Source organism: Streptomyces sp. BR123 (genome assembly GCF_013401435.1).
In the GTDB taxonomy this organism is placed as follows: Bacteria; Actinomycetota; Actinomycetes; order Streptomycetales; family Streptomycetaceae; genus Streptomyces.
Window position 1 is genome coordinate 1 of sequence record NZ_JACBGN010000226.1, and the last position, 11,828, is coordinate 11,828.

General features: G+C 70.9%; 9 protein-coding genes and 1 pseudogene. 9 read left to right on the forward strand and 1 reads right to left on the reverse strand.

Annotated elements, in window-relative coordinates:
- The 9 genes and pseudogenes from HYE82_RS27165 to HYE82_RS27205 form a co-directional block, all read left to right on the forward strand.
- On the forward strand, window positions 1-724 hold a 724-nt coding region (locus HYE82_RS27165), incomplete at its 5' end, for an acetyl-CoA carboxylase biotin carboxyl carrier protein subunit (RefSeq protein ID WP_179176801.1).
- A complete protein-coding gene (locus tag HYE82_RS27170) occupies window positions 721-1,662 on the forward strand; it encodes a hydroxymethylglutaryl-CoA lyase (RefSeq protein WP_179176802.1) in 942 nt (313 codons plus the stop codon). The genes HYE82_RS27165 and HYE82_RS27170, both read left to right, overlap by 4 nt.
- Window positions 1,663-1,668: 6 nt before the next feature.
- Complete coding sequence (locus HYE82_RS27175; protein WP_179176803.1) at window positions 1,669-2,829, forward strand: acyl-CoA dehydrogenase family protein; 1,161 nt, start codon at window positions 1,669-1,671, stop codon at window positions 2,827-2,829.
- 130 nt (window positions 2,830-2,959) lie between these two features.
- Window positions 2,960-4,003, forward strand: coding sequence for an ABC transporter substrate-binding protein (locus tag HYE82_RS27180; RefSeq protein ID WP_179176804.1), 1,044 nt, complete (start codon window positions 2,960-2,962; stop codon window positions 4,001-4,003).
- 110 nt (window positions 4,004-4,113) lie between these two features.
- Window positions 4,114-5,028, forward strand: a complete 915-nt coding sequence (locus HYE82_RS27185) for a siderophore-interacting protein (protein WP_179176805.1) — start codon at window positions 4,114-4,116, stop codon at window positions 5,026-5,028.
- 174 nt (window positions 5,029-5,202) lie between these two features.
- On the forward strand, window positions 5,203-6,684 hold the full coding sequence (locus HYE82_RS27190; protein WP_179176806.1) for an aspartate aminotransferase family protein: 1,482 nt from the start codon (window positions 5,203-5,205) through the stop codon (window positions 6,682-6,684).
- On the forward strand, window positions 6,668-7,987 hold the full coding sequence (locus tag HYE82_RS27195; RefSeq protein WP_179176807.1) for a lysine N(6)-hydroxylase/L-ornithine N(5)-oxygenase family protein: 1,320 nt from the start codon (window positions 6,668-6,670) through the stop codon (window positions 7,985-7,987). The genes HYE82_RS27190 and HYE82_RS27195 overlap by 17 nt, the downstream gene beginning before the upstream one ends.
- Complete coding sequence (locus HYE82_RS27200) at window positions 7,984-8,568, forward strand: GNAT family N-acetyltransferase (protein ID WP_179176808.1); 585 nt, start codon at window positions 7,984-7,986, stop codon at window positions 8,566-8,568. The genes HYE82_RS27195 and HYE82_RS27200 overlap by 4 nt, the downstream gene beginning before the upstream one ends.
- Window positions 8,565-10,334: pseudogene (locus tag HYE82_RS27205) on the forward strand (IucA/IucC family siderophore biosynthesis protein); the annotation flags it as partial. The gene HYE82_RS27200 and the pseudogene HYE82_RS27205, both read left to right, overlap by 4 nt.
- A 26-nt stretch (window positions 10,335-10,360) precedes the next feature.
- On the opposite strand, the gene HYE82_RS27210 reads toward HYE82_RS27205, so the two are convergent.
- Window positions 10,361-11,828, reverse strand: a 1,468-nt coding sequence (locus HYE82_RS27210) for a beta-N-acetylhexosaminidase (protein WP_179176809.1), incomplete at its 5' end; no start/stop codon positions are given.

An 11,828-nucleotide genomic window follows, 5' to 3' on the forward strand; every position in this document is an offset into this window, starting at 1 on the left:
CGCCCTCCACCCCGCCCCTCCCCGAACCGCCTCGAACCCCGGCGGGGCCGGAGCGAACGGCCCGGCGGGGCCGGAATGGGCCGATCCGTTCTCGGCGGGCGACGGCTGGCGCATGGGCGGAACCCCGGCCTGGACGGTGCGCCACTTCCGCCTCCCGGGCCAGGAGCCCGTCATCATCCGTACCCGCCGTCGAGGCGAGGTGGTGGAGTTCGCACTCGACGGCGGGGACCAGCCGCAGCAAGCCCCGCAGCAAGCCCCGCCGGCGATCGAGGCGCGGGGTCCGGGGCAGGGCACCGGCGGGCCGGCCGCGGGCCGGATCGTCAGCCGCACCGCCGACCACCTCACCATCGAACTCGACGGCGTCACGCACACCTTCAGCCACGCCTCCTCCCCGGAGGGGACCTGGCTGGGCCGGGACGGCGACAGCTGGCACCTCCAGGACCACGACCCGGTGGCGGCAGCCCTCGGCGGCCGCGGCCACGCTGGGGCCGACACCCTCGCGGCGCCGATGCCGGGCACCGTCACCGTCGTCAAGGTGGCGGTCGGCGAGCGGGTCGCCGCCGGTCAGAGCCTGCTGGTCGTCGAGGCGATGAAGATGGAGCACGTCATCTCCGCCCCGCACGCCGGCACCGTCACCGAGCTGGACGTCTCCCCGGGCACCACCGTCGCCATGGACCAGGTCCTGGCCGTGGTCACCCCCGAAGCTGAGGAGGAGGGCGCATGAACGGACTGCCCATGACCGTCCCCGCCGCCGGTCTGCCGGCGCGGGTGCGGATCCACGAGGTCGGCGCCCGCGACGGGCTGCAGAACGAGAAGTCGGCCGTGCCGACCGCGGTCAAGGCCGAGTTCATCCGCCGCCTGGCCGCCGCCGGGCTGACCACGGTCGAGGCCACCAGCTTCGTCCACCCCGAGTGGGTGCCCCAACTGGCCGATGCCGAGGAGCTTTTCCCCCAGCTCGACGACCTCGCCCGGGCCGGGGTGCACCTGCCGGTGCTGGTGCCGAACGAGCGCGGCCTCGACCGGGCGCTGGCCCTCGGCGCGGACCGGATCGCCGTCTTCGGCTCGGCGACCGAGACCTTCGCCTCCCGCAACCTCAACCGGACGATCGACGGGTCCCTGGCCATGTTCGAGCCCGTCGTGGCCCGGGCCAAGCAGGGCAAGGCGCATGTCCGGGGCTACCTGTCCATGTGCTTCGGCGACCCCTGGGAGGGCGCGGTCCCGGTCCACCAGGTGGTCCGCGTCGCCAAGGCCCTGCTCGACCTCGGCTGCGACGAGCTGAGCCTCGGCGACACCATCGGCGTCGCCACTCCCGGGCACGTGCAGGCGCTCCTGTCCGAGCTCAACGAGGAGGGCGTGCCGACCGACCGGATCGGCGTGCACTTCCACGACACCTACGGCCAGGCGCTCTCCAACACCCTCGCCGCGCTCCAGCACGGCGTGACCACGGTCGACGCCTCCGCGGGCGGCCTCGGCGGCTGCCCGTACGCGAAGAGCGCCACCGGGAACCTCGCCACCGAGGACCTGGTGTGGATGCTCGACGGCCTCGGCATCGAGACCGGGGTCGACCTGGCCGCCCTCACCGCGACGAGCGTGTGGATGGCCGAACAGCTGGGGCGTCCGAGCCCCTCCAGAACCGTCCGCGCCCTCTCCCCCAAGGAGTAACGAGACATGTCCCTCGACCACCGGCTCTCCCCCGAGCACGAGGAACTCCGCCGCACCGTGGAGGCGTTCGCGCACGACGTCGTCGCGCCCAAGATCGGCGACTTCTACGAGCGGCACGAGTTCCCCTACGAGATCGTCCGCGAGATGGGCGCCATGGGCCTGTTCGGGCTGCCCTTCCCCGAGGAGTACGGCGGCATGGGCGGTGACTACCTCGCCCTCGGCATCGCCCTGGAGGAGCTGGCCCGTGTCGACTCCTCGGTGGCCATCACCCTGGAGGCGGGCGTCTCCCTGGGCGCCATGCCGCTCTACCTGTTCGGTACGGAGGAGCAGAAGCAGCAGTGGCTGCCGAAGCTGTGCTCGGGCGAGATGCTCGGCGCCTTCGGCCTGACCGAGCCGGGCGCGGGCAGCGACGCCGGCGGCACCCGCACCACCGCCGTCCGCGACGGCGACGAGTGGGTCGTCAACGGCTCGAAGTGCTTCATCACCAACTCCGGTACGGACATCACCGGCCTGGTCACCGTCACCGCGGTGACGGGCCGCAAGGCGGACGGCCGCCCGGAGATCTCCTCCATCATCGTGCCGTCCGGGACCCCGGGCTTCACGGTGGCGGCCCCGTACTCGAAGGTGGGCTGGAACGCCTCCGACACCCGGGAGCTGTCCTTCGACGACGTCCGCGTCCCGCTGGCGAACCTGGTGGGCCAGGAGGGCCGCGGGTACGCCCAGTTCCTGCGGATCCTCGACGAGGGCCGGATCGCGATCGCGGCGCTGGCCACGGGCCTGGCGCAGGGCTGCGTGGACGAGTCGGTCAAGTACGCGAAGGAGCGCCACGCCTTCGGCCGGGCCATCGGCGACAACCAGGCCGTCCAGTTCAAGCTGGCGGACATGGAGATGCGCGCGCACATGGCTCGAATCGGATGGCGCGACGCGGCCTCCCGCCTCGTGGCGGGCGAACCGTTCAAGAAGGAGGCGGCGATCGCGAAGCTGTACTCCTCGACGGTCGCGGTCGACAACGCGCGTGAGGCCACGCAGATCCACGGCGGCTACGGGTTCATGAACGAGTATCCGGTGGCCCGGATGTGGCGCGACTCGAAGATCCTGGAGATCGGCGAGGGCACGAGTGAGGTGCAGCGCATGCTCATCGCCCGAGAGCTGGGCTTCTCGTCCTGAACCCGGACATAGCACAAGGGGGCCCTGAAAATACTTAGGGCCCCCTTACCGTTTTCAGCCAAGGTTAGGCTAACCTTCCCAGCGAACGGCCCCGTGGTCGCCCCGGCACGTACTGAAAGCGGACACCAAAATGCCCAAGTCCCGTACCTCCCCCTTCACCCGACGCGGTCTCATCGCCGCGGGCGGTGCTCTCGGCCTCGTCGCGGCGCTGACCGCGTGCGGCGGCTCCGGCTCGGCGAAGAGCGAGGGCGACAAGGACAAGGGTGCCGCGGCCTCGGGCGCCTGGACCTTCAAGGACGACCTCGGCAAGGACGTCAGCCTGAAGGCGCAGCCGAAGAACGTCGTGGCCTACACCGGCACCGCCGCCGCGCTCTACGACTACGGCGTCCAGGTCAAGGGCGTGTTCGGCCCGACCAAGACCGCCGACGGCAAGCCGGACGTGACGGCCGGTTCGATGGACATCTCCAAGGTGGAGATCCTCGGCAACGTCTACGACGAGTTCAACGTCGAGAAGTACGCCTCCCTCCAGCCCGAGCTGCTGGTCACCAACACCTGGGACGGCACGTACTGGTATGTCCCCGAGGCCTCCAAGGACAAGATCCTGAAGCTGGCCCCGGCCGCCGCGGTCGGCGTGGGCGGGGACGCGTCCATGGACAAGGCCCTGCAGCGCACGGCCGACCTGGCCAAGGCCCTCGGCGCCGACCTGAACACCAAGAAGACCACCGACGCCAAGGCCGCCTTCGAGGCCGCTGCCAACAAGGTCCGCGAGGCCACCAAGGCCAACCCGGGCATCAAGGTGCTCGTCGGCTCCGGCACCGCCGACCTGTTCTACGTCTCCACCCCGAAGACCTCGGCCGACCTGAAGTACTTCGAGACCCTGGGCGTCGAGTTCGTCGTCCCGGAGCAGGACAAGCTCGACCAGGGCGGCTTCTTCGAGAGCCTCAGCTGGGAGAACGCCGGCAAGTACAAGGCCGATCTGGTCCTGCTCGACAACCGCACCGGCACCGCGCAGCCGGAGGACCTGAAGGCCAAGCCGACCTGGACCGAGCTGCCCGCCGTCAAGGCCGGCCAGGTCGCCCCGCGCGTGACCGAGCCGATCTACTCCTACGAGAAGTGCACCAAGGTCCTGGAGGACCTGGCCAAGGCCATCCAGGGCGCCAAGAAGGTCAGCTGACCACCGGCCTGACGGCACCACCGCTCCGACTGCACGAGCGGCCACCGGCGCCGGGCCCGCGGCAACCGCCCCGGGCCCGGCGCCCACCCGACTTCCCAGGGGGACTCCGCATGACCGCCACCGCGCCCGAGAGCGCCGAGGCTGCGGCCACCGAGGCCGCGGCCCACTTCCGCTTCTTCACGATGGAAGTGCTCCGCACCCGCCGCCTCGGCCACTCGTTCCTGCGGGTCACCTTCGGCGGCGAGTCCCTCGCGGGCTTCCGCTCGGGCGGCCGGGACCAGAGCCTGTCGCTGTTCCTGCCGCCCGCCCACCGGGAGCACACCGAACTCCCGTCCACGGACGAGGACACCTGGTTCGCGGGCTGGCGCGGGATGCCGGACGAAGAGCGCCCGGTGATGCGCTCCTACACCGTGCGCGAGCAGCGCACGGCGGACGGCGGTGCGGTCGAGGTCGACATCGACTTCGTGCTGCACGGTGACTCCTCCCCGGCCTCCTCCTGGGCCGGGCGGGCGGTGACCGGCCGCCGGATCCTGGCGATCGGGCCGGCCGTCGCGGAGAACAAGTCCGTGCGCTTCCAGCCGCCCGCCGGCACCGACATGCTGGTGATGTACGCGGACGAGACCGCGCTGCCCGCGGCCGCCGCCATCCTGGAGGGGCTCGACACCGGCATCCGGGTCACCGCCTTCTTCGAGGTCCCGCATGCCGACGACCGGCTCGACCTCGCCGCCCCGGTCGGCACGGACATCACCTGGATCGTGCGGGAGGCCGGCCCGGGCCGCACCGCGCGCGTCGTGGACACGGTGCGCGCGGCCGGACTGCCCGCCTCCGAGGCCCCGTACGCCTGGCTGGCGGGTGAGGCGGGCACGATCCGCGCCGTGCGCCGCCACCTGGTGCAGGAACGTTCCATCGACCGGCGCGCGGTGCGTTTCACCGGCTACTGGCGCCTGGGCGCGAGCGAGGAGGAGCTCCTGGCCGAGGCGTACGCGGGCCAGGCGCCCAGCGAGGACGCCGGCGCCGCGCTGTAGCGAACATCCGGCGGCCGCAGGCGCCTTCGCGGGCGTCCTGCGGACACCCGCGGCCGCCCTTCGGCGGGCCCTGGCTTTTCGGCCAGGGCCCGCCTCCATTTGGCTTGCAACTTAGGTTAGGCTAACCTAAACATCATCTTCCCCACCCTTCCCCCCCTGCCCGGAGGAAAGTTGATGCGCTCGCATCTCCTGAACGAGACGACCTCGGAGCACTACCGCCGCTCCGTCACCGAGGGCGTCGAGCGCGTCGCGGCCAAACTCGCGACCGTCCAGGGTCCCCACACCGGGATATCGGTCGACGAACTCGCCCCGGTCATCGACGGGATCGACCTGGACCGGCCGCTGGAGGACCCGGCCGCCGTCCTCGACGAGCTGGAGGAGGTCTACCTGCGGGACGCGGTGTACTTCCACCACCCGCGCTACCTGGGCCACCTCAACTGCCCGGTCGTCATCCCCGCCGTCCTCGGCGAGGCGATCCTCTCGGCCGTCAACTCCTCCCTGGACACGTGGGACCAGTCCATCGGCGGCACCCTCATCGAGCGCCGCCTCATCGACTGGACCGCCGGCCGCATCGGCCTCGGCCCGGCCGCGGACGGCATCTTCACCTCCGGCGGCAGCCAGTCCAACTTCCACGCGCTGCTCCTCGCGCGCGACGAGGCCTGCCGAAAGGTCATGCAGGGCAGCGGGCGGGCCCTGGCCAAATCCGAGGTGCTGCCCCGGCTGCGCATCTTCACCTCCGAGGCCAGCCACTTCAGCGTCAAGAAGTCGGCCGCCATGCTCGGACTCGGCTACGAGGCCGTCATCGCCGTCCCGGTCGACCGCAACCGCCGCATGGACACCTCCGTCCTCGCCCTGGAGCTGGAGGAATGCGTCCGCGAGGGCCTGCACCCGATGGCCGTCGTCGCCACCGCCGGCACCACCGACTTCGGGTCCATCGACCCGCTCCCCGAGATCGCCCGCCTGACCGCCGAGCACTCCGCGTGGATGCACGTGGACGCCGCCTACGGCTGCGGACTGCTGGTCTCCCCCACGCGCCGGCACCTCCTCGACGGCATCGAGCACGCCGACTCGGTCACGGTCGACTACCACAAGTCCTTCTTCCAGCCCGTCAGCTCCAGCGCGATGCTGGTCCGCGACCGCGACACCCTCAAGCACGCCACCTACCACGCGGACTACCTCAACCCGCGCCGCATGGCCGAGGAGCGGATCCCGAACCAGGTCGACAAGTCCATCCAGACCACCCGCCGCTTCGACGCGCTCAAGCTCTGGATGACCCTGCGCACCATGGGCGCCGCCGGCATCGGGCAGCTCTTCGACGAGGTCATCGACCTGGCCGCCGCCGGCTGGGACATCATCGACGCCGACTCCCGCTACGAGGTCGTCGTCCGCCCGCAGATCTCCACCCTGGTCTTCCGCTACGTCCCCGAGGGCGAGGTGCGCTCCGACCTCGTCGACGAGGCCAACCTGCACGCCCGCAAAGCCCTGTTCGCCTCCGGTGAGGCCGTCGTCGCCGGCACCAAGGTCGACGGCAAGCAGTACCTGAAGTTCACCCTCCTCAACCCGCAGACCACCACGGCCGACATCGAGGCCGTGCTCGACCTCCTCGCGTCCCACGCCGAGCAGTACCTGGGAGAATCCCTTGCAGTCGTCTCGTGAGCCCCGCTCCCCCCGCCGGCCCTTCGATTTCATCGGTGTCGGCCTCGGTCCCTTCAACCTGGGTCTCGCCTGCCTGACAGCGCCGATCGACGAGCTCGACGGCCTCTTCATCGAGACGAAGCCGCACTTCGAGTGGCACGCGGGGATGTTCCTGGACGGCGCGCACCTGCAGACGCCGTTCATGTCGGACCTGGTCACCCTGGCCGACCCCACCTCGCCCTTCTCCTTCCTGAACTACTTGAAGGACCAGGACCGGCTGTACTCCTTCTACATCCGGGAGAACTTCTACCCGCTGCGGACCGAGTACAACGAGTACTGCCGCTGGGCCGCCGACCGGCTCGACAACGTGCAGTACTCCACCTCCGTCACCGAGGTCACGTACGACGAGCAGGCCGGCCTGTACGCGGTCACCACCGACCGCGGCGAGACCCACCTGACCCGCCGCCTCGTCGTGGGCACCGGCACCACGCCGTACGTCCCGGCCGCCTGCGGGCAGCTCGCCGGCGACTTCATCCACAACTCCGTCTACATGCAGAACAAGGCGGAGCTGCAGAAGAAGAAGTCCATCACGCTGGTGGGCTCGGGCCAGAGCGCCGCGGAGATCTACTACGACCTGCTGTCCGAGATCGACGTCCACGGCTACCGGCTCAACTGGGTCACCCGCTCCCCGCGGTTCTTCCCGCTGGAGTACACCAAGCTGACGCTGGAGATGACCTCCCCGGAGTACGTGGACTACTTCCACGCCCTCCCGGAGGAGACCCGCTACCGCCTGGAGAAGGAGCAGAAGGGCCTCTTCAAGGGCATCGACGGCGCGCTCATCAACGACATCTTCGACCTGCTCTACCAGAAGAAGGTCGGCATGCCGGGCCCGGTGCCCACCACCCTGCTGACCAACACCTCGCTGAACTCGGCGGCGTACGACACCGCCACCGGCACGTACACCCTGGGCCTGCGCCAGGAGGAGCAGGAGCGGGACTTCTGCCTCGACACCGAGGGCCTGATCCTCGCGACGGGCTACACGTTCGGGCTGCCGGAGTTCCTCGCGCCGGTCCACGACCGCCTCAACTTCGACGGCCACGGCCGCCCCGACGCGGCCCGCAACTACAGCATCGACGTGACCGGCCGCGAGGTCTACCTGCAGAACGGCGCCGTCCACAACCACTCCATCACCTCGCCCGACCTGGGCATGGCCGCGTACCGCAACGCCTACCTCGTCAAGGAGATGCTGGGCCGCGAGTACTACAAGGTCGAGAAGTCCATCGCGTTCCAGCAGTTCGCGGCCCCGGAAGGCACGCACATATGAGCACCACCGAGCCCCTGTACTCCCGCACCGACGCCGCCCTCGGCACCTTCGCCATCCGCCCCCTGGACCCGTTCTCCGACGCGGAGCTGCTCCACGGCTGGGTGACCCACCCCAAGGCGGCGTTCTGGATGATGCAGGACGCCTCGCTGCCGGACGTCGAGCGCGAGTACATGAAGATCGCCGCCGCCGAGCACCACGACGCGTACATCGGCCTCCACGAGGGCCGCCCGGCCTTCCTGATGGAGCGCTACGACCCGAGCGAGCTGGAACTGGTCGGCCTGTACGACGCCCTGCCCGGCGACGTCGGCATGCACTTCCTCGTCGCGCCCAGCGACACCCCCCTGCACGGCTTCACCCGCGCCGTGATCACCACCGTGATGGCGGCCCTGTTCGCCGACCCGCGGACCCGCCGCGTCGTGGTCGAGCCGGACGTGAACAACACGGCCGTGCACGCACTGAACGCGGCCGTCGGCTTCGTCCCCGAGGGCCCGGTGCAGAAGCCGGAGAAGGAAGCCCTGCTGAGCTTCTGCACCCGCGAGCAGTTCGAGACGGCCACCGGCCTGACGGGAGCGACGGTATGAGCCTCTCCGAAGCGATCTCCCACCTCTCCCCCGAGCTGTGGGAACGGGCGAACCGCGCCCTGGTCCGCAAGGCCCTGGCCGAGTTCTCCCACGAGCGCCTGCTCACCCCGAAGCCGCTCGGCGACGGGTCGTACGCGGTCCTCAGCGACGACGGCACCGTGGAGTACCGCTTCACGGCCACCCGCCACGAGCTCGACCACTGGGCCGTGGACGAGTCCTCGGTCACCCGCCTCCAGGACGGCACCGAGCTCCCGCTGGACGCCCTCGACTTCCACATCGAGATGCGCGAGGCGCTGGGACTGAGCGCCGAGGTCCTGCCGGTCTACCTGGAGGAGATCTCCTCCACGCTGGCCGGCTCGGGCTTCAAGTACACCAAGCCGCAGGTGTCGGCCGCCGTCCTGGCGAAGTCCTCGTTCCAGGACATCGAGACGGGCATGACCGAGGGCCACCCCTGTTTCGTGGCCAACAACGGCCGCCTCGGCTTCGGCGTCCACGAGTACCGCGCGTACGCCCCGGAGACGGCGAGCCCCGTCCACCTGGTGTGGGTGGCGGCCCGCAAGGACGTCTCCACCTTCACGGCGGGCGCCGGCCTGGAGCACGACTCCTTCATGCGGGCCGAGCTGGGGGAGGAGACCCTCGCGGTCTTCGCGGAACGGATGGCCGACCGGGGCCTGGACCTGGCGGACTACCACCTGCTGCCCATCCACCCCTGGCAGTGGTGGAACAAGATCACGGTGACCTTCGCCGCGGAGATCGCGGGCCGCCGCCTGGTGCTGCTGGGCGAGGGCACGGACAGCTACCTGGCGCAGCAGTCCATCCGCACCTTCTTCAACACCAGCGCTCCCGAGAAGCACTACGTCAAGACGGCGATCTCGGTCCTCAACATGGGCTTCATGCGCGGCCTGTCCGCGGCCTACATGGAGGCCACGCCGGCGATCAACGACTGGCTGCACCGCCTGATCGAGGGCGACGAGGTGCTGCGGTCGGTGGACTTCTCGATCATCCGCGAGCGGGCGGCGATCGGCTACCACCACCGCCAGTACGAGCGCGCCACGGACCGCTACTCGCCGTACCGCAAGATGCTGGCCGCGCTGTGGCGCGAGTCCCCCGTCGCCTCCCTGCAGGAGGGCGAGCGCCTGGCGACCATGGCCTCGCTGCTCCACGTGGACTCCGAGGGCCGGTCCTTCGTCGGCGCCCTGATCGCCGAGTCGGGCCTGACGCCGCAAGAGTGGCTGCGCCACTACCTGCGGGCCTACCTGGTCCCGCTGCTGCACTGCTTCTACCAGTACGACCTGGCGTACATGCCGCACGGCGAGAACACCATCCTCGTCATCGAGAACGGCGTGGTGAAGCGGGCGATCTTCAAGGACATCGCCGAGGAGATCGTGGTCATGGACCCGGACGCGGTCCTGCCGCCGGCGGTGGAGCGGATCCGGGCGGACATCCCGGAGGACATGAAGCTGCTGTCCGTCTTCACGGACGTGTTCGACTGCTTCTTCCGCTTCCTGGGCCCCATCCTCGCCACGGAGGGCGTCTGCGAGGAGGACGTGTTCTGGCAGGCGGTCGCGGACTGCGCCCACGCCTACCAGGACTCGATGCCCCAGCTCGCGGAGCGGTTCGAGCGGTACGACCTGTTCGCGGAGGAATTCCAGCTGTCCTGCCTCAACCGGCTCCAGCTGCGCAACAACAAGCAGATGGTCGACCTCGCCGACCCGTCGGCCGCCCTCCAGCTGATCGGCAACCTCAAGAACCCCGTCGCGCCCTTCCCTCCTCTCCTGTCCTCCCTCTCCGCTCACTCCTCCCAGGGCACGTCCGGGGCGCGGTGGAAGGCGATGCCCTGCGCGTCCAGGCGGGCCGCGTGGGCGGCGAGGCGCCCGCTGTACGCGCCCCAGTCGCGCGCTGCCGGGCTCCAGCCCAGCTCCGCCAGGCTCAGCACCCGCGGGAAGGCCATGAACTCCAGGTCGGCCCGGGTCGCGATGGTCTCCGTCCACAGCGGCGCCTCCACGCCGAGGACGGCCGTTTCCGGGACGTCGGGCAGGTAAGACCCCGGGTCCCATTCGTAGGAGCGGCGCACCGGGACGTAGCCGGCCCAGGCCAGGCCCTGCTTCGTCGCCGTGTCGTACTTCATGTCCAGGTACAGCCGGTCCGCAGGCGACAGGACCAGCGGGTGGCCGGCCTTCGCCGCTGCGGCCACCGCCGCCTTCTCCGCCGCCGCCGTCCGGTCGTGGCCCCAGTACTGCAGGACCGCGCCGGGGGCCGGCCGGGCCGAGGCCAGCTGGTGCCAGGCCACCACCGTCTTGCCGTGGCGGGCCACGACGGCCTGCGCGCGGTCCATGAACGCCGCGTAGTCGGCCGCCGGGGTGGAGTGGGCCTCGTCGCCGCCGATGTGCAGGTAGCGGCCGGGGGTCAGGGCGGCCAGCTCCCCGAGCACGTCGTCGACGAACTCGTACGTCCGCTCCTTGCCGACGCACAGCGAGCTGAAGCCGACCTTGGTGCCGGTGTAGCGCTCGGGCGCCTTGCCGTCGCAGTTCAGCTCCGGGTAGGAGGCGAGGGCGGCGTTGACGTGGCCCGGCATGTCGATCTCGGGGACCACGTCCACGTACCGCTCGGCCGCGTAGGCCACGAGGTCCCGGTACCGGTCCTTCGTCCAGTGGCCGCCGGGGCCGCCGCCGACCTCGGTGCCGCCCCCGTACTCGGCGAGACGGGGCCAGGAGTCGATCGCGATGCGCCAGCCCTGGTCGTCGGTCAGGTGCAGGTGGAGGGTGTTGACCTTGTACTGGGCGAGCTGGTCGACGTACCGCTTGGCCTGGTCGACCGTGAAGAAGTGGCGGGCGATGTCCAGCATCGCCCCCCGGTACGCGAAGCGGGGCGCGTCGGTGATCCGGCCGCCCGGGACGGTGCCCGGGCCGGACACGGGAAGCAGCTGGCGCAGGGTCTGCCCGGCGTGGAACAGGCCGGCCGGGGTGCGGGCGGTCAGGGTGACCCCGCGCGGGCCGGAGTCCAGCCGGTAGCCCTCCTCTCCGAGCCCCCCGGCCCGGGCGTCGATCCGCAGCCGGATCCCGTCGCCGGCCCGGCCGTGGTCCACGGGCAGCGGAAGCCCGGACGTGCCCCGCAGTTGCCCGGCGAGGAGTTCGGCGACCCGGCGTACCTCCGCCCCGGCGGCCGGTCCGGTCCGGATGACCGTGGCCGCCCCGACGGGGTAGCCGGGGCCCTCGGCGCGTGCGGAGGCCGGGGCGGGCAGGAGCCGCTCGTAGGGGGTG